Source organism: Kitasatospora sp. NPDC056731, assembly GCF_040687675.1.
GTDB lineage: Bacteria > Actinomycetota > Actinomycetes > Streptomycetales > Streptomycetaceae > Kitasatospora.
Map to the genome: position 1 here is coordinate 36,495 of NZ_JBFBNR010000046.1, position 22,910 is coordinate 59,404.

General features: G+C 73.1%; 20 protein-coding genes and 1 tRNA gene. 10 read left to right on the top strand and 11 right to left on the bottom strand.

The genetic code is table 11. The features are described 5' to 3' along the window. Nucleotides 1–162 precede the first annotated feature (162 nt). Nucleotides 163–798 carry an alpha/beta family hydrolase gene (locus tag AB0R04_RS32230; RefSeq protein WP_363377179.1) on the bottom strand — a complete coding sequence of 212 codons (636 nt, stop codon included), beginning with the start codon at nt 796–798 and terminating at the stop codon, nt 163–165. Nucleotides 799–871: 73 nt separating this feature from the next. Beyond that, nucleotides 872–1,624 (bottom strand): SOS response-associated peptidase, encoded by a 753-nt coding sequence (locus AB0R04_RS32235; protein WP_363377180.1) that lies wholly within the window; start codon nt 1,622–1,624, stop codon nt 872–874. Between the two features lie 138 nt (nt 1,625–1,762). Between AB0R04_RS32235 and AB0R04_RS32240 the strand changes: the two genes are divergently transcribed. From AB0R04_RS32240 to hisN, 5 genes are all read left to right on the top strand, one after another. Continuing rightward, entirely contained in the window at nt 1,763–2,494 is a 732-nt protein-coding gene (locus AB0R04_RS32240) for a M50 family metallopeptidase (protein ID WP_063347886.1), read from the top strand. 154 nt (nt 2,495–2,648) lie between these two features. Further along, on the top strand, nt 2,649–3,980 hold the full coding sequence (gene aroA, locus AB0R04_RS32245; RefSeq protein ID WP_363377181.1) for a 3-phosphoshikimate 1-carboxyvinyltransferase: 1,332 nt from the start codon (nt 2,649–2,651) through the stop codon (nt 3,978–3,980). A 15-nt stretch (nt 3,981–3,995) separates the two neighbouring features. Next, complete coding sequence (gene rsgA, locus AB0R04_RS32250; RefSeq protein ID WP_363377182.1) at nt 3,996–5,051, top strand: ribosome small subunit-dependent GTPase A; 1,056 nt, start codon at nt 3,996–3,998, stop codon at nt 5,049–5,051. A gap of 130 nt (nt 5,052–5,181) precedes the next feature. Continuing rightward, nucleotides 5,182–5,505 (top strand): multidrug efflux SMR transporter, encoded by a 324-nt coding sequence (locus tag AB0R04_RS32255; RefSeq protein ID WP_063347889.1) that lies wholly within the window; start codon nt 5,182–5,184, stop codon nt 5,503–5,505. A gap of 123 nt (nt 5,506–5,628) precedes the next feature. Next, nucleotides 5,629–6,426, top strand: coding sequence for a histidinol-phosphatase (hisN, locus tag AB0R04_RS32260; protein ID WP_363377183.1), 798 nt, complete (start codon nt 5,629–5,631; stop codon nt 6,424–6,426). Between the two features lie 82 nt (nt 6,427–6,508). Here the strand turns inward: hisN and AB0R04_RS32265 are convergent, their stop codons facing one another. Continuing rightward, nucleotides 6,509–7,984 (bottom strand): catalase, encoded by a 1,476-nt coding sequence (locus AB0R04_RS32265; protein WP_063347891.1) that lies wholly within the window; start codon nt 7,982–7,984, stop codon nt 6,509–6,511. Nucleotides 7,985–8,087: 103 nt separating this feature from the next. Between AB0R04_RS32265 and AB0R04_RS32270 the strand changes: the two genes are divergently transcribed. Beyond that, on the top strand, nt 8,088–8,507 hold the full coding sequence (locus AB0R04_RS32270; RefSeq protein ID WP_063347892.1) for a Fur family transcriptional regulator: 420 nt from the start codon (nt 8,088–8,090) through the stop codon (nt 8,505–8,507). 39 nt (nt 8,508–8,546) lie between these two features. Here the strand turns inward: AB0R04_RS32270 and AB0R04_RS32275 are convergent, their stop codons facing one another. The 3 genes from AB0R04_RS32275 to AB0R04_RS32285 form a co-directional block, all read right to left on the bottom strand. Beyond that, on the bottom strand, nt 8,547–10,523 hold the full coding sequence (locus AB0R04_RS32275) for a tetratricopeptide repeat protein (protein WP_159398438.1): 1,977 nt from the start codon (nt 10,521–10,523) through the stop codon (nt 8,547–8,549). Between the two features lie 356 nt (nt 10,524–10,879). After that, a tRNA-Met gene (locus AB0R04_RS32280) sits at nt 10,880–10,953 on the bottom strand. Nucleotides 10,954–11,029: 76 nt separating this feature from the next. Then, on the bottom strand, nt 11,030–13,981 hold the full coding sequence (locus tag AB0R04_RS32285) for a UPF0182 family protein (protein ID WP_363377191.1): 2,952 nt from the start codon (nt 13,979–13,981) through the stop codon (nt 11,030–11,032). A 199-nt stretch (nt 13,982–14,180) separates the two neighbouring features. Between AB0R04_RS32285 and AB0R04_RS32290 the strand changes: the two genes are divergently transcribed. After that, a complete protein-coding gene (locus AB0R04_RS32290; protein ID WP_063347893.1) occupies nt 14,181–14,762 on the top strand; it encodes a PPA1309 family protein in 582 nt (193 codons plus the stop codon). 80 nt (nt 14,763–14,842) lie between these two features. Here AB0R04_RS32290 and AB0R04_RS32295 read toward each other — a convergent pair whose 3' ends face one another. From AB0R04_RS32295 to AB0R04_RS32310, 4 genes are all read right to left on the bottom strand, one after another. Beyond that, nucleotides 14,843–15,958, bottom strand: a complete 1,116-nt coding sequence (locus AB0R04_RS32295) for a PDZ domain-containing protein (protein ID WP_363377184.1) — start codon at nt 15,956–15,958, stop codon at nt 14,843–14,845. Nucleotides 15,959–16,000: 42 nt separating this feature from the next. Then, nucleotides 16,001–16,192 (bottom strand): hypothetical protein, encoded by a 192-nt coding sequence (locus AB0R04_RS32300; protein WP_063347895.1) that lies wholly within the window; start codon nt 16,190–16,192, stop codon nt 16,001–16,003. A gap of 284 nt (nt 16,193–16,476) precedes the next feature. Further along, the gene (locus AB0R04_RS32305; protein WP_363377185.1) at nt 16,477–16,917 is read right to left on the bottom strand and encodes a molybdenum cofactor biosynthesis protein MoaE; all 441 of its coding nucleotides are present in this window, start codon (nt 16,915–16,917) and stop codon (nt 16,477–16,479) included. 109 nt (nt 16,918–17,026) lie between these two features. Next, nucleotides 17,027–18,115 carry an NAD-dependent epimerase/dehydratase family protein gene (locus AB0R04_RS32310; RefSeq protein ID WP_063351152.1) on the bottom strand — a complete coding sequence of 363 codons (1,089 nt, stop codon included), beginning with the start codon at nt 18,113–18,115 and terminating at the stop codon, nt 17,027–17,029. 260 nt (nt 18,116–18,375) lie between these two features. On the opposite strand from AB0R04_RS32310, the gene AB0R04_RS32315 reads away from it, so the two are divergent. Both AB0R04_RS32315 and AB0R04_RS32320 read left to right on the top strand, forming a co-directional pair. Beyond that, nucleotides 18,376–19,941 (top strand): zinc-dependent metalloprotease, encoded by a 1,566-nt coding sequence (locus AB0R04_RS32315; RefSeq protein ID WP_063351153.1) that lies wholly within the window; start codon nt 18,376–18,378, stop codon nt 19,939–19,941. Continuing rightward, nucleotides 19,938–20,525, top strand: coding sequence for an NUDIX hydrolase (locus AB0R04_RS32320; RefSeq protein ID WP_363377186.1), 588 nt, complete (start codon nt 19,938–19,940; stop codon nt 20,523–20,525). Before AB0R04_RS32315 ends, AB0R04_RS32320 begins: the two co-directional genes overlap by 4 nt. A gap of 116 nt (nt 20,526–20,641) precedes the next feature. On the opposite strand, the gene AB0R04_RS32325 is transcribed toward AB0R04_RS32320, so the two are convergent. Then, a complete protein-coding gene (locus AB0R04_RS32325) occupies nt 20,642–21,187 on the bottom strand; it encodes a M48 family metallopeptidase (RefSeq protein WP_244293373.1) in 546 nt (181 codons plus the stop codon). Between the two features lie 435 nt (nt 21,188–21,622). On the opposite strand from AB0R04_RS32325, the gene AB0R04_RS32330 reads away from it, so the two are divergent. Further along, entirely contained in the window at nt 21,623–22,711 is a 1,089-nt protein-coding gene (locus tag AB0R04_RS32330; RefSeq protein ID WP_363377187.1) for a ThiF family adenylyltransferase, read from the top strand. Nucleotides 22,712–22,910: the final 199 nt, after the last annotated feature.

The following is a 22,910-nucleotide window of genomic DNA, read 5'->3' on the forward strand; positions in this document are numbered from 1 at the left end:
GCGATCGAACCCATCTGCCCTGCCTCTCAACCGGGAATCGTACTGACGAGAGTGCCAACCACCCCGACCCCGCCCGCATTCCCGCGCCCGCCCCGAAATCGCTCGTACGGGTGATCGAGCGGAAACCCCCCGCTCACGGCCGCCCCCGCTGACCCCGCCGCCTCAGACGACCCGCAGCACCCAGTCCCCGACCGCCCGGCAGATCGCCTCCAGCACCTCGTCCTGCCCCACCGGAGCCCGCTTGGGCACGTCGAAACCGTGCCCGCCGTACGGCACCGCCACCAGCTCGTGCCCGGGCGGCAGCTCCGGGAACTCCTGCGGCCCGCCGAACGGATCCGCCGTACCCTGCACCACCAGCGTCGCCGCCCCCGACTCCAGCAGCTCCTGCGCCCGGCTCTTCTCCGGCCGGCCCGGCGGGTGCAGCGGGAACGCCAGCGCCACCACCCCCACCGCCCCGGTCGCTGCCCCGGTCCGGCAGGCCACCCGCGCCCCGGCGCTGCGCCCGCCGACCACCAGCGGCAGCCCCTGACCGGCCAGCCGCCCGGCGACCGGGGTCCAGCCGCGGTCCAGCGTGCGCGGCGCCGGGGCGAGCCGCTTGCCCGCCACCCGCCAGGGCTGCTCCACCAGCGCCACGGTGATCCCGCGCGCCGGCAGCGCCGCGGCCAGCGCCACCAGGTCCCGGGCCTCGATCCCGCCGCCCGCGCCGTGACCGAGCGCCAGCAGCGCCTTCGGCGCACCGGCCCGGTGGTAGCTGATCCGGGCGTCCCCCACCTCGGTGGGGACGAGTTCGGTGGTCATCGTCGGTCGCTCCAACCGGCTCAGGCTCCCTCAGCTGTCAGGACTCGATCGTCAAACTTCAAACATTCAGACATCAGAACAGGGTGGTCTCGTACTCCGCCTCGGCCCACGGCTCCTTCAGCTCCGGGCCGTTGTTGCGGATGCTGCCGACCGCCGGCGAGACCGGGGTGGCCAGCAGCGCACCGGGCGGCGGCGGTATCAGCAGTCGGCGCAGCTCGTCCGGGTCGTCCAGCCCCGGGTCCAGCCACTCGCCGTAGGAGGCCGGGTCGAGGAACAGCGGCATCCGCTCGTGGATCGGCGCCAGCGACTCCTCGGCGTCGGTGGTGACGATGGTGAAGGTCACCAGCCAGGCCGCCGGATGGTCGGCCGGCACCGTCCGGTCGCGCCAGAACTCGTACAGCCCGGCCAGCGCCAGCGGGGTGCCGTCCGCCCGGGACACGAAGAACGGCTTCTTGCGCGCCTTGCCGCGCTCGCCCGGCACCGTCTGCCACTCGTAGTAGCCGTCCACCGGCAGGATGCACCGGCGCGAGGCGAACGCCTGCCGGTACGAGGGCTTCTCGTGCACCGTGTCCGAACGGGCGTTGATCATCTTCACCGCCGTCTCGGCCGACCGCGACCACTGCGGCACCAGGCCCCAGCGCAGCACCCTCAGCTGGCGCACCGGCCGCGCCCGGCCCTTCGGCACCCGCTCCAGCACCACGAAGGCGCTGGTGGTCGGGGCGACGTTCCAGTTGGGGGCCAGCGTCTGCGCCGGATCCCACTGCTCGACGCCGAACAGCTCGACGATGTCCTCGGGCTTGCCACTGGCTGCGAAGCGACCGCACATGCGGGCCAGCTTGCCATGCCCGCCCCGCTCACCACTTCTTCATCCCGCCAGGAGAACCGTCGGCTCCCGCCCGCCCGTCCCCGCATGGGAGGCTGCCCCGAACGGCCCAACGCAGCGGACGGAGGCGGAGACGAGACGATGAGCGCACAACCCACCGACCAGAACCTCGGCGAACTGTGGAACCAGGTCACCGGCACCCAGCCCGCGCCACCCGGCTGGCTGGTGCTGGCCACCGCCGGCGCCGCCCTGCTCGCCGTCCTCGCCCGCCCGCTCTGGCACGTCACCCGCAACGCCGTGACCATCGCCCACGAAGGCGGCCACGGCCTGATCGCCCTCGTCACCGGCCGCCGGCTCGCCGGCATCCGGCTGCACTCCGACACCTCCGGCCTCACCCTCTCCTACGGCCGCCCCACCGGCCCCGGCATGATCCTCACCGCCGCCGCCGGCTACACCGCGCCCGCCCTGCTCGGCCTCGGCTGCGCCGCCCTGCTCTCCACCGGCCGGATCACCCTGCTGCTCTGGCTGGCCGTCGTCCTGCTGCTCGCCCTCCTGGTGCGCATCCGCAACGCCTTCGGCCTGTTCACCGTGCTGGTCGCCGGCGGCGCCTTCTTCCTGGTCTCCTGGTTCGGCAGCGCCGAGGTCCAGGCCGGCTTCGCCTACCTCGGCTGCTGGTTCCTGCTGTTCGGCGCCGTCCGCCCGGTCCTCGAACTCCAGCACCAGCGCCGCATCGGCTGGGCCCGCGACTCCGACGCCGACCAGCTGGCCCGCCTCACCCACATCCCCGGCCTCGCCTGGATCACCGTCTTCCTGCTCACCGCCCTCGCCTGCCTCGCCCTGAGCGCGACCTGGCTGCTCCAGCCCCTGCACTGAACCCCGCCCTCGACGCGAACCTGCTGCTCCGGCCCCTGCGCCGGGCCGCCCCCGCGGCACGGGCGGGCTGCCACAACCCCTGCACCGGGCCTCCCCCGTCCCGCCATGCGGTTGGCGCAGGGGCCGTTCCGGTACGGCCCCTAAACTTGCCCCCATGACCGAGACCCTGTGGCCCGCCCCCGTCGCGACCACCCCCGTTGACGCCACCGTCACCATCCCCGGCTCCAAGTCGGTCACCAACCGAGCCCTGGTGCTGGCGGCGCTCGCCGACGAGCCCGGCTGGGTGCGTCGGCCGCTGCGCAGCCGCGACTCCCAGCTGATGGCCGACGGCCTGCGCGCCCTGGGCGTCGGCATCGAGGAGAAGGTCAACAACGACTCCGGCGGCACCGGTGGCGGCGAGGCCTGGCGGGTCATCCCGACCCCCGCGCTGCGCGGCCCCGCCTCGATCGACGTCGGCAACGCCGGCACCGTGATGCGCTTCCTGCCCCCGCTCGCCGTCCTCGCCGACGGCCCGGTGCACTTCGACGGCGACCCGCGCAGCTACGAGCGCCCCCAGCACGGCGTGATCAACGCCCTGCGCGCGCTCGGCGCCCGGATCGACGACGGCGGCCGCGGCGCCTTCCCGCTGACCGTGCACGGCACCGGCGCGCTCGACGGCGGCCCGGTCGAGCTGGACGCCTCCTCCTCGTCCCAGTTCGTCTCCGCCCTGCTGCTCTCCGGCGCCCGCTACAACCAGGGCGTCGAGGTCCGGCACGTCGGCGGCCCGGTGCCGTCGCTGCCGCACATCCGGATGACCGTCGAGATGCTGCGTCTGGCCGGCGTCCAGGTCGACGCCCCCGAGGACGGCGGCGAGAAGGACGTCTGGCGGGTCACCCCCGGCGCCCTGATCGGCCGCGACCTGGTGGTCGAGCCGGACCTCTCCAACGCCGCGCCGTTCTTCGCCGCCGCCCTGGTCACCGGCGGCCGGGTCACCGTGCGCGACTGGCCCAAGCACACCAGCCAGCCCGGCGACCAGCTGCGCGAGATCTACACCCGGATGGGCGGCGCCTGCGAGTTCACCGACGAGGGCCTGCAGTTCACCGGCACCGGCCGGATCCACGGCATCGAGGCGGACCTGCACGACGTCGGCGAGCTCACCCCGGTGATCGCCGCCGTCGCCGCACTCGCCGACTCCGAGTCCCACCTGTACGACATCGCCCACCTGCGGCTGCACGAGACCGACCGGCTCGCCGCGCTCGCCAAGGAGATCAACGACCTCGGCGGCGACGTCACCGAGACCGAGGACGGGCTGCGCATCCGCCCGCGCCCGCTGCACGGCGGCGTCTTCCACACCTACGAGGACCACCGCCTGGCCACCGCCGCCGCCGTGGTCGGCCTGGCCGTGCCCGGCGTCGAGGTGGAGAACGTGGCCACCACCGCCAAGACCCTGCCGGACTTCCCGAAGATGTGGGCGGAACTGCTCGGCGAAGCGGTGGCGGACGCCTGAGCGGAGACTGAGCACATGCGCCGCTACGGCAAGGACGCCGACGAGGACGACATCCGCAACCGCCCCGCCCGCCGGGGATCCCGGCCGCGGACCCGGATCCGGCCCAAACACGATGACGCCGCCGAGGCGATGGTGCTGACCGTCGACCGCGGCCGGCTGACCTGCCTGATCGACCCGGGCACCAAGCAGGAACGCGAGATCGTCGCCATGAAGGCCCGCGAGCTGGGCCGCAAGGGCGTCGTCGTGGGCGACGTGGTCAACATCGTCGGCGACCTCTCCGGGGACAACGACACGCTCGCCCGGATCGTCCGGGTCGAGGAGCGCAGCTCGGTGCTGCGACGCACCGCGGACGACGACGACCCGTACGAGCGGATCGTCGTCGCCAACGCCCAGCAGCTGGCCATCGTCACCGCGCTGGCCGACCCGGAGCCCCGGCCCCGGCTGATCGACCGCTGCCTGGTGGCCGCGTACGACGCGGGCATGGAGCCGCTGCTGGTGCTCACCAAGGCCGACCTCGCCCCGGCCGGGCCGCTGCTGGAGTCGTACGCGCCACTCGGCATCGACTACGTGGTCACCCGTCGGGACGAACTGGAGACGGAGGGCGCCGAGGCCGTCCGCGCGCACCTGCGCGGCCTCTCCACGGTGTTCATCGGCCACTCCGGCGTCGGCAAGACCACCCTGGTCAACGCCCTCGTCCCGGACCACCAGCGGCAGACCGGCCGGGTCAACGCGGTCACCGGGCGCGGCCGGCACACCACCGTGTCCGCCCTGGCGCTGCGGCTGCCCCCGCCGCCCGGCGCCAAGCCGGGCTCCAAGAAGGCGCTGGACCCGGGCTGGGTGATCGACACCCCGGGCTTCCGCTCCTTCGGCCTCTCGCACATCGACCCGTCCCGGGTCATCCACGCCTTCCCCGACCTGGAGCCCGGCACCGCCGACTGCCCGCGCGCCTGCAGCCACGACGAGCCGGACTGCGCGCTGGACGCCTGGGTCGCCGACGGCCACGCCGAGGGCGCCCGGCTCTACTCGCTGCGCCGCCTGCTGGCCAGCAAGGAGGCCCGCGAGGGCGACTGACCCGGGCGGCGGTTTTACCGTCCCATGGGTTTCCCGACCGTTCGAGGTGTCGGACCGCGCCGGCCTGGCGATCATAGGAAGGTCGGGCCACAGCGCGGTCCGACCCGTCGATCGACAGGGAGGGCACGCGATGGCATGGGCCTTGGTGGTCCTGGCCGGCCTGCTGGAGACCGGCTTCGCGATCAACCTCAAGCTCAGCGAGGGCTTCACCAAGCTCTGGCCCACCATCAGCTTCTGCGTGTTCGCCCTGGGCAGCTTCGGCCTGCTCACGCTGTCCCTGAAGAGCCTGCCGGTCGGCCCCGCCTACGCGGTGTGGACGGGCATCGGCGCGGCCGGCACCGCCATCTACGGCATGGTCTTCCTGGACGAGACCACCTCGGTGCTGAAGCTGGTCTCGATCTCCCTGGTGATCGCCGGCGTGATCGGCCTCCAGCTCAGCGGCTCGGCGCACTGACCGTCACCGGCCCGCTCCTGCTGCCGGCCCGCTCCTGCTGCTCGCCCGCTCGCCGCCGGCAGGCCCGTCCCGGTCCGCGAGCCCGGCTGTCCCCATCCGGGCGGGATCGCTAGGGTTTCGGACATGGCCGATTACCACGACGATCTCCGACTCGCCCACGTCCTCGCCGACTCGGCCGACTCGGTCACCCTGGAGCGCTTCCGCGCCCTCGACCTGAAGGTCGAGACCAAGCCCGACCTCACCCCCGTGAGCGACGCCGACAAGGCCGCCGAGGAGCTCGTCCGCAGCGTGCTGCAGCGCGCCCGCCCGCGCGACGCGGTGCTCGGCGAGGAGTTCGGCCTCCAGGGCTCCGGCCCGCGCCGCTGGGTGATCGACCCGATCGACGGCACCAAGAACTACATCCGCGGCGTCCCGGTCTGGGCCACCCTGATCGCCCTGCTGGAGGACGGCCCGGACGGCGTCGGGCGCCCGGTGGTCGGCATCGTCTCCGCCCCCGCGCTGCAGCGCCGCTGGTGGGCGGCCAAGGACCTCGGCGCCTACGCCGGACGCAGCCTCACCAAGGCCTCCCGGATCCACGTCTCCGGCGTCTCCCGGATCGAGGACGCCTCCTTCTCCTACTCCTCGCTCTCCGGCTGGGAGGAGCGCGGCCGCCTCGACCCCTTCCTGGACCTCACCCGCGCCTGCTGGCGCACCCGCGCCTACGGCGACTTCTGGTCCTACATGATGGTGGCCGAGGGCGCGGTCGACATCGCCGCCGAGCCCGAGCTGTCGCTCTGGGACATGGCCGCCAACTGCGTCATCGTCGAGGAGGCCGGCGGCCGCTTCACCGGCCTGGACGGCGTGCCCGGCCCCGGCGGCGCCGACGCCGTCGCCAGCAACGGCATCCTCCACGAGGAGACCCTGCGCCGCCTGAGCGTCTAGTCCTGCTGCTTGAACATGGTGCGGGCCCGGTCGACCAGTCCTCTGGTCGACCGGGCCCGCCGCTCATCGGGGCGCGTCCCGGCTACTGCTTGCGCAGCTCCCGGACGGCCGCCTCCAGCCGCTGCCCGTAGTCGGCGTCGGCCTTGCGGAAGTTGTCGACCGCCCGCTCGACGATGTCCTCGCGGTCGGCGGAGACCTTGGCGATGAAGCCGGCCAGGTTGGCGATCAGCCGCTGCTTCTCGTCCTCCGAGAACAGCCGGTACAGGTTGCCGGCCTGCACGAAGTCATCGTCCTCGGCGTGCGAGGGCGCCTCGTGGTTGCCGGTGGCGCCGGTGACCGCGGTGGCGGCCCACAGCGGGCGGCCGGTCTGCACCGGGCCGCCGAAGCTGTTCGGCTCGTAGTTCTTCTGGCGGCCGTGGCGGCCGTCGTACAGGTGGCCGTCGCGGCTGTTGGTGCGCGCCTCGGTGGCGTGCGGGCGGTTCACCGGCAGGTGGTCGGCGTTGATGCCGACGCGGTAGCGGTGGGCGTCCGCGTACGCGAACAGGCGGCCCTGCAGCATCTTGTCGGGGGACGGGCCGATGCCGGGCACGAAGTGCGACGGGGAGAAGATCGACTGCTCGACCTCGGCGAAGACGTTGTCGGGGTTGCGGTTGAGCTCCAGCCGCCCGATCTCGACCGGCGGGTAGTCGGCGTGCGGCCAGACCTTGGTGAGGTCGAAGGGGTTGAAGCGGTACTGCGCCGCGTCGGCCGCCGGCATGATCTGGACCTGCACGGTCCAGCTGGGGAACTCACCGCGCTCGATCGACTCGCGCAGGTCGCGCTGGTGGCTGTCCGGGTCCTCGCCGGCCAGCCGGTTGGCCTCGTCCTGGGTGAGGTTCCTGATGCCCTGGTCGGTCTTGAAGTGGTACTTGACCCAGAAGTGCTCGCCGGCCTCGTTCTGCCACTGGAAGGTGTGCGAGCCGTAGCCGTTGAGGTGGCGGTAGCTGGCCGGGATACCGCGGTCGCCGAACAGCCAGGTCACCTGGTGGGTGGCCTCGGGCGACAGGCCCCAGAAGTCCCAGACGTTGTCCGCCTCCTGGGAGCCGGTGTACGGGTCGCGCTTCTGGGTGTGGATGAAGTCGGGGAACTTCACGGCGTCCTTGATGAAGAACACCGGGGTGTTGTTGCCGACGAGGTCGTAGTTGCCCTCCTCGGTGTAGAACTTCAGCGCGAAGCCGCGCGGGTCGCGCACCGCGTCGGCCGAGCCGAGGTTGCCGGCCACGGTGGAGAACCGCAGGAAGACCTCGGTCTGCTTGCCGACCTCGGACAGGAACGAGGCCCGGGTGTAGGGCGCCAGGTCGGCGGTCACCGTGAAGGTGCCGTAGGCCGCCGCGCCGCGGGCGTGCACCACGCGCTCCGGGATCCGCTCGCGGTTGAAGTGCGCGAGCTTCTCGAAGAGCTGCTGGTCCTGGATGAGCGCCGGGCCGCCGGGGCCCGCGGTCTCGGTGTTCTGGTTGTCGGCGACGGGGGCACCCGCCTCCGTGGTGAGGGTGGGGCGCAGCTCGTCCTGGGTCGTCATAAGAGGGCCTCCGCGTTATCCGGTCGTGACGACTCGATCCTAACTTGGACTTTGTCCAAGTCAACACTGGAACCAATCTAAGAGCGTGACTTACCCTGTTGCCATGAGCGACCTGCTGGAACGACTTCGCGGACGCGGCTGGCGGCTGACCTCACAGCGCCGGGTCGTGGCCGAGGTCCTCGACGGCGACCACGTCCACCTCACCGCGGACGAGGTACACGCCCGCGCCGTCGCCCGCCTGCCCGAGATCAGCCGCGCGACCGTCTACAACACCCTCGGCGAACTGGTCGGCCTCGGCGAGGTCCTGGAGGTCGCCACCAACGGGCGCGCCAAGCGCTACGACCCCAACGCCCACCGCGCCCACCAGCACCTGGTCTGCTCCGGCTGCGGCGCCATCCGCGACGTCCACCCGCACGGCGACCCGCTCGCCGCCCTCCCGGCCGGCGAACGCTTCGGCTTCACCGTCACCACCGCCGAGGTCACCTACCGCGGCCTGTGCCCGGACTGCACGGGCACGCCGTAACGCGGCCCCGCCCGCCCGGCGGGAACCGCCGGACCCGCCCTACGCGCTCAGCTCCGCGTGCAGCGCGCCCAGCAGGCGCCCGGCCCGCTCCGCCACCTCGGCCGGCCCGTAGTCGGCCGCCCGGCGGCACCAGTTCTCCGCCTGCACCGGCTCCCCCCGGCGCAGCGCCAGCAGCGCCAGGCGCAGCGCCGCCCGCCCGTGCCCGGCGTCGGCCGCCCTGGTGTACCAGAGCATCGCCTGCGCCTCGCGGTCCTGCCGGGCCAGCAGCAGCCCCAGGTTGAAGGCGGCGCTGCGGCTGCCGGCCTCGGCCGCCCGCCGGTACCAGCTCTCGGCGATCTCCAGCGCGCCGCGCTCGGCCGCCCGCACCCCCATCCGCACCTGCGCCCGCCGGTGCCCGGCATCGGCCGCCAGCGCGTACCAGTGCTCGGCCTCGGTGTCCGCGTCACCGCGCCGGTCCAGCACCGAGGCCAGCCGGAACGCGCCCTCCGCCGACCCGCCGGACGCCGCCTGCCGGTAGCGCTCCAGCGCGCCGGCCAGGTTGCCCCGCTGCTCCTGGGCGACGGCCAGTTGCAGCGCGGCCTCGCCGTGGCCCTCGGCGGCGGCCCGCGCGTACCACTCCTGGGCCTGCCGCTGCTCGCCGCGCCCGGCGTGCAGCACGCCCAGGTTGAACGCGCCGTCCACGCTGCCGGCCTCGGCCGCCTTGGAGAACCACGGCTCGGCGCCGGTCTCCTCGCCGCGCTGCAACAGCACCACGGCCAGCGCGTTGCAGGCCTCCCGGTGCCCGGCGTACGCGGCCCGGCGGTACCACTGCTCGGCCTGCTGGTCGCGGCCGGTGGCGACACAGAGCAGGCCGAGGTTGAAGGCGCCGTTCTGGTCGCCCGCGTCCAGGGCGGTGCGGTACCAGCGCTCGGCCTCCTTGGCCTCGCCGCGGCCGGCGTGCAGGGCGCCCAGCGCGTTGGCGGCGTTGCCGTCGCCGGCCTCGGCGGCCTCCCGCCACCACTCGGCGGCGGCAGCCAGGTCCCCGGAGTCGCGCAGCAGGAAGCCCAGCGCGCAGGCGGCGCGCGGCTCGCCGTTCTGCGCGGACTGCCGGTACCAGCGGGCGGCCTCCTCCAGCAGCGACTGGTCGGTGGCGGCGCGCTCCTCCAGCAGCACGCCCAGGCGCAGCGCGGCGCGGGCGTGGCCGCGGGCGGCGGCGGTGCGGTACCAGGCCTCGGCGGTCTCCTTGTCCCCGGCGGCCTCGCGCATCCGGGCCAGCCGGTAGGCGGCCTCCCGGTGCCCGGCGTCGGCGGAGACCTTGAACCAGCGCTCGGCGCGCACGTCGCGCCGGTGCTCCATCAGGTCGCCCAGCGCGTAGGCGCCGAGCGGGTGGCCGTGGTCGGCGGCGAAGTGCAGCCAGTACTCGGCGGCCTCCTCCTCGCCCTGGTCGCGCAGTTGGAGCCCGAGCGCGTGCGCGGCGGGGGCGCTGCCGGCCACCGCGGCATGGCGCCACCACTGGGCGGCCTCGGCCCGGTGGCCCTGCTGGTGCAGCAGCACGCCGAGGTTGTTGGCGGCGGCGCGCGTCCCGGCGGCCGCGGCGGCGCGCAGGTAGGGCTCGGCGTCCTCCAGGTCGCCGCGGCGCAGCAGCAGGGTGCCGAGCCGGCTGGCGGCGTCCGGGTCGCCGTCGTCGGCGGCCTGCCGGTGGCGGGCCTCCAGTGCGGCGCTCTCGCGGGCGGCCAGCGCGGTCTCGAAGCTGGTGGTGTCCAGGCCGGCCGGGTCGAGCGCGGCGGCGTTCGGGCCGTCGGCGGCGGCGCCGTCGGGCCCGTACGGGCGGACGGCGTCGACGAACTGACGGGTGGACACGTGGACCAGGCTGTCGGGGCCGTAGCCGGCGACCGGGGGGCGCTCGGACAGGCCGCTGGTGCGCTGGGCGGGCAGGGCTCCGGGGCGGCTCTCGGGGCTCTCCGCCCAGGCGTCGGTGTCCGCCTCGGTGGCCGCCGCGGACTTGGTGCCTGACCCGTTCTTGCCGATCAGCCTCATGCCGACTCCCGCTCCCCCAGAGTGTCGCGGCATCGTGCCCCGGCCCGCGGCCGGGGGGACCCCCAGGGGAGGCGCCGGAACCGACGGCCGGTCAGCAGCCGCGCACCGTCCCCCATGTGTCCCATCGTCGCACCACCCGCAACCCGCGTACACCTGCCCCGGCCGAATTCGGGCGGGGCCGACCCGAAGCCGACGAAATTGCTTCGGCGCTTTGTCGATTTCCCGACACTCGGACCCCACAAACCCCTTGCCGTCGTCGTTGGCGACGGTTGATGGTACCGGAGCGGTTCCCGCCGCTTCGGGGGGAAAACGCCAGAGGCCCGGAGGAAGAATCCTCCGGGCCTCTGGCCACTGAGTAGCGGGGACAGGATTTGAACCTGCGACCTCTGGGTTATGAGCCCAGCGAGCTACCGAGCTGCTCCACCCCGCGTCGGTAGTTGAACCATAGCACGGGCGCGGGGTGGAACAGGAATCGGTTGCCGCAGCTCAGCGGGCCACGGCTGCGGCTACGGCTGTCCGGACGGCGATCCGGTCGGCGTCGCACCCGGGGTCGCGCCCGGTGTCGGGGCCTGCGCGGGGCTCCCGCCGCGGGCCGCCTCGGCCGCCTTCAGCGCGTCGCCCAGCGCCTTCTGGGCGTTGCCGTAGGCCACCCAGTCGCCGTTCTTGAACGCGGTCTGGCTGTCGTTGTACGCCTTCTCCGCGTCCCCGAGCGCCTTCTGCAGCTCCGGCGAGATCGTCCCGCCCGGCGCCGCCGTCCCCGGACTGGTGGGCGTCCCCGGGTTGTTCGGCGTGGACGGCGCGGTCGGCGTGGTCCCCGGGGCCGCCCCGGCGAACACCTTCTTCAGCGCGTCCTCCAGGGTGTTCTCGAACGCCACGTTGTCGTTCCCGTACACCGCCAGCACCTTCTGCAGCGTCGGGTACTTGGCGCCGCGTCCGCGCACGTACACCGGCTCGACGTTGAGCAGCCCGCCGCCGACCGGCAGGGTCAGCAGGTTGCCGTACTCCAGCTCGGTGTCACCGCCGCTCTTCAGCGCGAAGATCTGCGAGGCCACCTCCTGCCGGGAGTTGAACGTCGACTGCACCAGGCCCGGGCCGGGGGCGCTGTTGTCCCCCGAGATCTTCAGGATGCGGATCTTCCCGTAGTCCGGCCCCGGATCGGCGTTGACGGCCATGAACGCGGCCAGGTTCGGGCGGCCGTTGGGCACGAAGGTCGTGGTCAGCGAGAAGCTCGCCGAGGTGACCTGCGGGTCCGGCATCCGCACCGTCACGTAGTACGGCGGCTGGACCTGCTTGGTGTCGCTGGTCGGGTCGACCGGGATCTGCCAGATGTCGCTGCCGTTGAAGAAGGAGTTGGCGTCGGTCACGTGGTACTGGCCGAGCAGGTCGCGCTGCACCTTGAACATGTCCTGCGGGTAGCGCAGGTGCGGCAGCAGCGTGCCCGGGATGTCCGCCTTCGGCTCGACGGTGCCGGGGAACGCCTTCATCCAGGTCTTCAGCACCGGGTCCTGCTCGTCCCACTGGTAGAGCTTCACCTCGCCGGTGTAGGCGTCCACCGTGGCCTTGACCGAGTTGCGGATGTAGTTGACCTGGTTGGCGACGGTCAGCAGCTCACCGCGCTGGTTGGTCAGCGAGTCCTTGGTCGCGGTGCCCAGCGTCGTCTTCGACGAGAACGGGTAGCCGTCCGAGGTGGTGTAGCCGTCCAGCACCCAGACCACCCGGCCGTCCTGCACCACCGGGTACGCGTCGGCGTCGATCGACAGCCACGGGGCGACCTTCTCCACCCGCTCCTTCGGCGTCCGGTTGTAGATCACCTTCGCGCCGTCGGTGATCGCCCCCGCGTACAGGATCTGCGGCTCGGCGAAGCGCACCGCGTACGCGGCCCGGGTGATCGGGTTGTCCAGCGAGACACCGCTGTTGCCGGTGTAGGTGTATTCCTTGTTCTCGCCGGTCTTGGTGGTGTAGTCGATCTCCTTGTTCGAGCCGCCGACGATCGAGTACGACGTCGTCTTCTCGCCGTAGTAGATCCGCTGCTGGTAGTCGCCCAGCGCACCGGTGGCCGGCAGGCCGGACTCGGTGAACACCGGCTCGCCCTTGTCGCTGACCTGGTTGCCCTTGGCGACGACCGCGCCGTAGCCGTGGGTGTACTTGAAGTGGTCGTTGATCCAGTTGCGCTGCACGCCGTTGAGGTCCAGCTCGCGCAGACCGATCACGGTGTCCTGCTTGTCCGTGCCGGAGCCGTAGCGGTCCACGTCCAGGGTGTTCGGGAAGGCGTAGTAGTTGCGCTGCTGCTCGATCGACTGGAAGGTCGGCGAGACGACGTTCGGGTCCAGCAGCCGGATGTCGGAGATGGTCTGCGCGTCCGGCTTGAGCGCCTCGGCCGTCGTCGACCCCTGCGGGCTGTACTGGGTGGTCTGCGCGTCCGCGATCCCGTACGCCTGCCGCGTCGCGTCGATGTTCTTCTGGATGTACGGCGTTTCCTTGGCCTGCTCGTTCGGCTTGACCTGGAACTGCTGCACGATCGCCGGGTACAGCCCGCCGATCAGCACCGCCGACAGCACCATCAGCCCCAGCCCGATCAGGGCCGGCGCCCAGGTGCGGCGCACCGGCGTCAGGAAGAACAGCAGCGCGCAGATGATCGCCACGAAGAACAGGATCGTCTTGGCCGGCAGGAACGCGTTGGCGTCCACGTAGCGCAGGCCCGTCCAGCCGGAGACCCCCTTGTAGGAGCCGGTCTTCACCGCCAGCGCGTACCGGTCCAGCCAGTACGCCACCGCCTTCAGCAGCACGAACACGCCCAGCAGCACCGCCAGGTGCCCCTGCGCGCCCGCGCTCGCCCGACGGCCCGGGCCCTGCAGCCGCAGCCCCCCGTACAGGTAGTGCACCAGCGCCGAGGTCAGCAGCGAGACGATCACCGCGCTGAACGCGAAGCCCAGCACGAACTCGTAGAACGGCAGGTCGAAGGCGTAGAACGAGACGTCCATGCCGAACTGGGCGTCCTTCTCGCCGAAGGGCGTCGCGTTCGTCCACATCAGCCAGGTCCGCCACTGGCCGGACGCCGCGGCGCCCGCCACCAGGCCGATCACCAGCGAGACCCCGATCAGCGCCCAGCGCTTGAACGGCGCCAGGCCCGAGCGGTAGCGGTCCAGGCTCTGCTGCTCGACCGACATCGCCGACAGCGGCGGCCGCAGCCGGTGCGCCAGCCAGACGTTGAAGCCGACGATCACCGCCATCAGCAGGCCGAACACCGCGAACAAGCCGATCTTCGTCCACAGCTGCGTGGTGAACACCGAGGAGTAACGGACGGACCTGAACCACAGCCAGTCCGTCCAGAACCCGGCGAACATGACGAACAGCAGGAACAGCACCGCGAGCACGCCCAGGGTCAGCAGGGCCACCCGCGCCCGCCGGGAGGGCGGCCCTACCCTGCGCCGGAAACCCGGCCCTGAGCGTTCCGGCATCTGGAATACCACGGTGGCACCTCAGCTGTGTCGTCTGGAGTCACTGGAGTCAGTCGGTCTTCAGGGAAACTTAACCAGGCTTTGGCCGAGTTCCCACCGTTAGCAGACGGTTACGACGACGTTCCCCGTCCCCGCCGTTCCCCGACCCACTCGCGGCGCCCGGCGCCCGGGCCCCCGCCCGGCGTGTGAGGATTGAGGCATGTCCGACGCGTCCAATGCACTCAACTCCCCCGGCTCCCCCGACGACGTCTCCAAGCTCCCCGCCGCCACCCCGCTCACCCGGGCCGCGCTGGAGATCGACGAGTACGCCGCCACGCTCGGCTGGGACCTCCCGGCCCGGCTGTTCGCCCTGGTGGACAGCACCGCCCTGCGCAAGGCCGACCCGAAGATCGCCGCCCAGCTCGGCCTCGGCGACGACGACACGGCCGGCCTCACCCCGGTCGAGCAGGACGAGCTGCCGGCCGGCATGGAGCTGGACAAGTTCCTCGGCACCATCGCCTGGCCCGACGCGGTGGTCGGCTGCGCCCTGGTCGTCGAGCGCCTGATGCTGCCGCCGGGCTCCGAGCAGACCCGCCCGCGCAACGCCAGCGACGCCCAGCTCGCCGAGTGGGTGGCCAACCACCCCAAGCGCGAGGAGGTGCGGATCACCGCCGCCGTGCTGCGCAACGGCAAGAAGGAGATCGCGCTGCGGCTGCGCTCCAAGGATGTCGCCCGCGAGGTGCTGACCGGCCCGGACCTGGTGCCCGGCCTGACCGCGGCGCTGCTGGCGACCTTCTCGTAGCCCCCCGGCCGCCCCGGCCGCACCACTCCACGTTCACGGCACTACGCCACGGCACTACGCCACGGCATTAGTTCACGGCACTACTTCACGGCGCAGGACGGCAGCGCGGAGGTCTGCCCGGAGCGGATCTGCTCCAGCGACTTCAGCGCGCCGTCCAGCGTGTCCGTCTTGATCAGGTTCAGTCCGGACGGGACGTTCTTGGTCGCCTCGGAGCAGTTCGAGGACGGGGTGAAGAAGTACTCGGCGCCGGCGTCCCGGGCGGCGATCAGCTTCATCGATATCCCGCCGATCGGGCCGACCTTGCCGTCGTCGTCGATGGTGCCGGTGCCCGCCACGAACCGGCCGCCGGTGAGGTCGCCGCCGGGGGTGAGCTTGTCGATGATGCCGAGCGAGAACATCAGCCCGGCGCTCGGCCCGCCGACGTCCTGGAGGCCGATGTCGATCTGGAACGGGTAGGTGTGCCGGATCGTGGTGCCGATGCCGACCACCGCGAGTTCCGCCCGCTCGGCCGGGGCCTTCGGGTCGAGGTCCTTGGCCCGCACGGTGGGGACGGTGACGTCGGTCCGGTCCCCCGGGTTGGCGCCGCCGTTGCCGGTCGCGTCCTTGACCCGCGGGACGACGGTGAAGACCGCCGACTCGCCCGGCTTGTGCTTGGTGACCGCGGCCACCACCTGCTCGACCGTGCTGACCGGCGTGCCGTCGACGGCCACGATCTGGTCGCCCGCGTGCAGCCGGCCCTCCGCCGGGGCCCCCGCCGTGACCGATTTGATGATCAGCTCGGTGCCGACCGGGATGCCCAGCTGGTTGAGCGCGGCGGTGCGGGCGCTGTCCTCGGAGGAGGCGAACTCCTCGGCGTTCTGCTTCTTGGCGTCGGCGTCCGTCTGCCCCTTCGGGTAGACGTTGTCGTGCGGCACGACCATCACGTCGTCGCGCAGCCACCCGACCACCGCGTTGACCAGGCTGGGCTCGTACTTGGCCCCGGTGACCTGGACGGTGGTCATGTTGAGGTGCCCGCTGGTCGGGTACGAGTCGCGCCCGGTGATGGTGATCACCGACTTGCCCCCCTGGTTGCCGAGCGTGTTGTACGTCGGCCCCGGGCTCATCTCCGTGTACGGCACCTTCATCAGCACCGAGACGCAGAGCAGCGCTATGAGCAGCAGGGTGGCAGCGAGCATCGTCGCGGAGCGGCGTGGCATGCCTCGACAGTACGGGACGCGGATGAGCGGGCGCCCCCCGGGCTACCGGCCGGAACCGTCCTCGGAGGCGGTGCTCCCGGCGGTGGTTCGTTCCATCGCGGCCATGAAGCGCCGGTGCTCGGCGAGCGAGGCCGGGTCCCCCGTGGCCCTCGGGGCGCGTTGGGCCCAGCCCGCCCACAGGGCGGCGAGCAGGACGGCGATGACCGGAATGATCAACCAGGCGAGCGCACCCATATCAGTACTCCCAGCTCGTCGTGTCTATGAGCAGATTAACCACTCCGGCGGACAACGCGGGCGGCGCCGTCCGGGTTACGGGACGGCCGATCGGCTCACTGCCAGGGAGTATTCGGCCCACTGACCCGGACCCGTTCGAGTGAGAGCCCGGCCCGTCCGACATGTTCGTCGCATTCCGTGCACCGATGGCGACTCTCCGCAGCCGATCGACCCCTTCAGACCCCTTCAGACCCCGTCCGGTCCGATCCGGTCCGGTCCGGTCCGGTCCACAGGGGGCGCCCGGGTCAGCAGCTGCCGGCGCCGACCCACTCCTCCTCGCCGTCGGCGAAGACCTGGTGCTTCCAGATCGGCACCTCGTGCTTGAGGTCGTCGATCAGCCGCCGGGCGGCCGCGAAGGCCTCGCCCCGGTGGGCGCAGGACACGGCGACGATCACCGCCTTGTCGGTGATCTCCAGCCGGCCGACCCGGTGCACCGCGGCCAGCGCCCGCACCGGGAAGTCGGCGACGACCTTCTCGGCGATCCGGCGCATCTCCTGCTCGGCGGTGGGGTGGCAGCTGTATTCCAGCGCGGTGACCGACTTGCCGCCGTCGTGGTCGCGGACCGTCCCGACGAAGACGGTCGTCCCGCCGGCCGCGTCGTCGCCGACCGCCTCGTACACCTCGTCCAGCGAGAGCGGGGTGTCGCGGACGGCGAGCAGGCGGATGGGGTCCTGGTTCTCGGGCATGCCCCCATGATTCCCCATCCCGGGTGGTTTGAGGCAAGCGGGTTCCGCATCACGATGGCGGGATTCCGCATCGTGAGAAAACCTGCTCCAGCCCTCGGGGCCACCGGCCTCAGAAGCGGCGCCGCTTGCGGGCCCGGCGCACCAGCGCGGCCGTACCGACCAGCGCCACCGTCGCCCCGGCCGCCCCCAGGCTGGTCGCGGCCTCCTTGCCGCCCAGCCGGCGCCCGGCCACCGCGTGCTTCCCGGCGACCTGGCCCAGCAGCTCGGCCAGCACCTGCTCGTTGCTGTGCTCCGGACGCCAACCCGCCTCGTGCAGCCGGCTGCCGGACACCACCCACGGGTACATCGTGTAGGCCAGGTCCCCCGCCGGGGCCGGGGTCAGGCCCAGCCGGTGCAGGCGGGCCGCGGTGCCCAGCGCCAGCGAGGCCGGCAGCTCCATCCGCCGGATCCCCGACAGCCGCTCCACGTCCTCCTGCTCCAGCCAGCCGTCGCAGCCGACCGTCACCTCGCCCTCCACCAGGCCCAGCGCCGCGTACTCCAGCGCCGCCGCCAGGTCGTCCACGTGGCAGAACTGCCAGCACGGGCGGGAACCGGCCACCACCAGCAGCCGCGGCGCCTCGAAGTGCCGGGTCAGCACGGTGTCCACGCCGGGGCCGACCACCACCGCCGGACGCAGCACCGTCACCTGCAGCCCCGGGTGGGCGCGCGGCGCCCGGCGGGCCAGTCGCTCGATCTCCAGCAGGTCCCCGACCAGCGAGGCCTCCTCGGTCGCCCGCAGCTCGGAGTCCTCGGCCAGCGGCACCTCGTTGTCGGCCAGCGCGCCGTAGACCATCGCGGAGGTGCAGAGCACCACCCGGTGCACCCCGGCGGCCGCGGCCGCCGTCAGCACGGTCTGCGCGCCGCGCACGTTGTAGGCGCTGCGGGCGCGCGGATCCGACTCCATGCCGAAGTCCATCGCCAGGTGCACCACCACGTCCACCCCGGACAACCGCTCGGCCACCGCGGGGTCCCGCACGTCCAGCACCCGCCACTGCACACCCGGCACCTCACCGCGCCGGTCGTCCACCGCCAGCACCCTGCGCACGTGCGGCGAGGCGACCAGACGGGCCGCGACCCGCTCGCCGATCACGCCGGCGGCACCGGTGACGGCCACGGTCAGCGGCCGTCCGCCGTAGGCTGGAGGCGGCGACGCCGTGATGTCCGGGGCGTCCTCGTCTCCGGTCAGCCCAGAGCGAACGTCCGAAGGCGGGGAACTCACCGACCATCCTCCACGGTTAGCTTATGTGCGTACGGACGTGTGTCACGTACGTCCATCCTGCCCGAGGCGAAGGCCCGGTGGTGCACCCGGCGCGGGCCTGCCGCACTGGAGCCGCCCACGAGTCCCCCACTCCGCTGGTGCCCCGGGCGGGCAGCACTTCCCGCCACACCCGTATGACGGCCGACCGGATCGAGGACCCCGTGAGCGACCTTCCCTTCGGATTCGGCGTTCCGCCCGAGGAGCCCGAGGACGGCAAGGCCAAGCCCGACAACGAGCAGCAGAAGAAGGACCAGGGCCCCGCAGGCTCCGACCAGAGCGGCGCGCAGCCGTTCGGCTTCGGCGCCGGCAACCCGTTCGGCGCCCTGTTCGGCATGCCCGGCATGCCCGGCGGCGGAGCCCCGGGCGGCCCCGGCGGGGCCGAAAACCCGTTCGCCGCGATGTTCGGCGGCCTCAACCCCAACGACCTCGGCAGCGCGTTCCAGCAGCTCGGGCAGATGCTCTCGTTCGAGGGCGGCCCGGTGAACTGGGACCTCGCCAAGAACATCGCCCGCCAGAGCGTCGTCGCCGAACCCGCCGAGGGCAAGAGCAAGGACCGCTCGGTCAGCGCCGCCGAGCACTCCGCCGTCGCCGAGGCCGTCCGGCTCGCCGACCTGTGGCTCGACGGCGTCACCGAGTTCCCCTCCGGCGCCGCCTCCGCCGTCGCCTGGAGCCGCGCCGAGTGGATCGAGGCCACCCTCCCGGTCTGGAAGGACCTCGTCGACCCGGTCGCCGAGCGGGTCGGCAACGCCATGGGCGGCGTCCTGCCCGAGGAGATGCAGGCCATGGCCGGCCCGTTGATGGGCATGATGCGCTCCATGGGCGGCGCCATGTTCGGCACCCAGATCGGCCAGGCGCTCGGCGCCCTCGCCGGCGAGGTGGTCGGCTCCGCCGACGTCGGCCTGCCGCTCGCCCCGGCCGGCAAGGCCGCACTGCTGCCGCAGAACGTCGCCGAGTTCGGCGAGGGCCTGAACGTGCCCGCCGACGAAGTCCGGCTCTACCTCGCCCTGCGCGAGGCCGCCCACCAGCGGCTCTTCGCCCACGTGCCGTGGCTGCGGGCCCACCTGCTCGGCGCCGTCGAGGCCTACGCCCGCGGCATCAAGGTCGACACCTCCCGGATGGAGGAGCTCGTCGGCCAGCTCGACCCGAACAACCCGGAGGCGCTCCAGGAGGCGCTGGCCGGCGGGCTGCTCCAGCCCGAGGACACCCCCGAGCAGAAGGCCGCGCTCGCCCGCCTGGAGACCGCGCTCGCCCTGCTCGAAGGCTGGGTCGACGCGGTCGTGCACGCCGCCGCCGAACCGCACCTGCCGCAGGCCGGCGCGCTGCGCGAGACCGTCCGCCGCCGCCGCGCCGCCGGCGGGCCCGCCGAGCAGACCTTCGCCACCCTGGTCGGCCTGGAGCTGCGCCCGCGCCGGCTGCGCGACGCCGCCCGGCTGTGGGCGCTGCTCGCCGACGCGCGCGGCATCGAGGGCCGCGACGCGCTCTGGCAGCACCCGGACATGCTGCCCACCGCCGCCGACCTGGACGACCCGGACGCCTTCGTGCACCGGGGCACCGGCGACCTGGAGGGCGGCCTCGACTTCGACGCGATCGACAAGCTGCTCGGCGAGGCCGCCGCGGGCGGCACCGCCGCCAAGCCGGACCTCACCAAGAACGACGGGCCGGCGAAGAGCGACGAGCCGAAGCAGGACGGCGACGGCACCGACGGAAAGGGCGAGCCCACCGCATGACGGCCACCGACACCAGGGCGACGTCCCTGCACGCGGACGCCGTGCGCACCCTCACCGGGTGGCGCCCCGCCGACGAGGAGCAGGACCGGCTGCGGCTCGACTACCTGGCGCACCTGGCCGAGCAGCCCGAGGGCCTGTACCGGTCCTGCCTGCCCGCGCACATCACCGCGAGCGCGGCGGTCGTCGACCCGGCGGCCGGGCGGGTGCTGCTCACCCTGCACCCCAAGGTCGGCATCTGGCTGCAGATGGGCGGGCACTGCGAGCCCGACGACCGGGACCTCGCGTCGGCGGCGCTGCGGGAGGCCGTCGAGGAGTCCGGCATCCCCGACCTGGCCCTGCTGGAGGTGGACGGCGTCCCGGTGCCGGCCAAGCTGGACCGGCACCTGGTCCGCTGCACCGGCAAGGACCGGCCGGAGAACACCCACCTGGACGTCCAGTACATCGCGGTGGCCCCGGCCGGTGCGCAGGCGCTGATCAGCGAGGAGTCGCTGGACCTGCGCTGGTTCGACTACGACCGGCTGCCGGAGCTGACCGACCACTCGGTGCGGGACCTGGTGGCACGGGCCCGCCGGCTGACCAGCTGAGGTGAAACCCGAAGAGGGGGCGCGGGCCGATACGGCCCGCGCCCCCTCTTTTCGTTCCCCGCGTCGTTCTCCTCGCCGCCCTCTTCACCGCCGCCTCCCGGCCGGGCGTCAAGCCGTCAGCCGCAGGAACAGGCCGGATCGGCATCCCGGTCGGCGTGCCGGGCGCCGGGGATGTGCGGCAGCCGGGCCGCCGAGACCACGCCCTCCAGGTAGCCGCGGGCCCGCTCGGTCCGGGGGTAGGCCTCCAGCAGGGCCCAGAACGCCGGGCCGTGGTCCGGCACCAGCAGGTGGGCGAGCTCGTGCAGCAGCACGTAGTCGAGGACGTACTCCGGCATGCCCTGCAGACGGTGGGAGAGGCGGATCGTCCCCTCGCTGGGGGTGCACGAGCCCCAGCGCGAGTTCTGGTTGGTGACCCAGCGGACCTGGGCGGGCCGGGCGCGATCACCCAGGTAGGCGGCCGACAGCCCGCGGGCCCGGTCCATCAGCGCGTCGTCGCCGAGGATCCGGCGGCTCTCCTGGGCGGCGAGCTTCTCCAGCATCTGCGCGACCCAGCGCTGCTCCTCGGCGTGCGACATCCGGGCCGGGATCAGCACGATCGTGCGGTCGCCCTCGCGGTAGGCCGAGACGGTGCGGCTGCGGCGGGCGCTGCGGCGCACTTCCACCCGGCCGCGGTCGTGCGGCTCCGGTGGCGCGGCGGCGGGTGGGTGCTGCGGCGACGCGGGCCTCGCCTGCTGATCCTGGTCCCGACGCCCACGCGTGCCGGGCGCCGCCACTTGCGACCCGGACGCTGCACGGGCACGCCGACGCGACGCCGGTGGATGGGAGTCCCGCTCGGCTGCCATGGCACACGACGTTACCCGGTACCACGGACAGAAGTCCGGTGCCGTGGCCGAAATCTTTCGTGGAGTGATCGGGAACGAAAAGTCGACGGCGGGTGTCCGGAAACTGGCGCCGGAGCGGATGGGCAGTTATCCACAGGGTCTGCGAACAGATGATGTGATCATGAGTCCGGGCCTGTGGATAACTTTGCGCACGACGTCGGCGCGATGGGGCATGCTGCCGTCAGCCGTCCGGAAACGATCGGAAGGGAGATCGCCGTGCGCCTCGTACTGAAGCCCGCCCTGTCCCGCAGCTGGCGGGACTCCGACACCCTGCAGTTCGGGACCATCACCCGCTACGCCGGGGTGCTCGGCCAAGCCGACAAGACCCTCTGCGACTTCCTCGGCCTGGTCGACGGGACCAGGGAGCGCCCCGAACTGCTGGAGGCCGGCGAGCAGCTCGGCCTGGGCCGGGAGCCCGCCGACGCACTGCTGACCGACCTGGAGGAGACCGGGTTACTGGACGACGCGGAGGCGACCGGCACCGCGCTGGCCCGCTTCCCCCAGCCCCACCGGGACCTGCTCGGACCGGACCTCGCCTCACTGTCCCTGGTCCACTCCGGCCCCGGCGCCGCACCGGCGGTCCTGGCCCGGCGGGCCGGCGCCCGGATCGAGGTCCGCGGCGCGGGCCGGGTGGGCGCCGCCGTGGCGGCCGTGCTCTCGGCCGGCGGGGCGGGCACGGTCACCGTCGTGGACGGCGGCCGGGTGCGCCCCGGGGACTGCTCCCCGGCAGGACTGCCGCCGGGGGACGTCGGGCGGCTGCGGTTGACGGCCGCCCGGGAGGCCGTGCAACGGGCGTCGGGCCGACCACTGGTGCCCGTGCCCCGGCGAAAGCCCGACGGGCCGCCGCCCGACCTCGTGGTGCTCGCGCCCCGGGACGGGAGCGGGGCGTTCGCCGGCGGGACGTACGAGGCCCGGCTGCTGCTCCGGGCCGGGGTGCCGCACCTGTACGTCGGAGTGGTCGAGGAGTTCGGGGTGGTCGGACCCCTGGTGCTGCCAGGGGTGTCGGCCTGCGGACACTGCCTGGTCCTGCGCCGGGAGGACCAGGACGCCGCTTGGCCCCGGATCCTGGCCCAGCTGGCGGACGGCGGGCCCGGCCGGGCGCGCACCCCGGCCTGCGACACAGCCCTGGCCACGATGGTGGCCGGCCTGGCGGCACTGCACGTCCAGATCCACCTGGACGGCGGGCGGCCGCCGAGCGTGGACGGGTGGTGCGAGGTATCGGCCGGCGAAGGGATGCCACGACGTCTGCGACTGCGCGGGCATCCGGACTGCGGGTGCCTCTGGCAGCCGCTGCCACCGAGGTAAGGAGGAGGAACCCGCCGGGCACGGGCCCGGCGGCTGCGAGGCTCAGCAGCCGCCCGGCCCCACGCCACGGCGGCCCGGGCCGGCGCCCGGCCAGGTGAGCCCATGGCCAGGTGAGCCCATGGCCAGGTGAGCCCATGGCCAGGTGAGCCCATGGCCAGGTGAGCCCATGGCCAGGTGAGCCCATGGCCAGGTGAGCCCA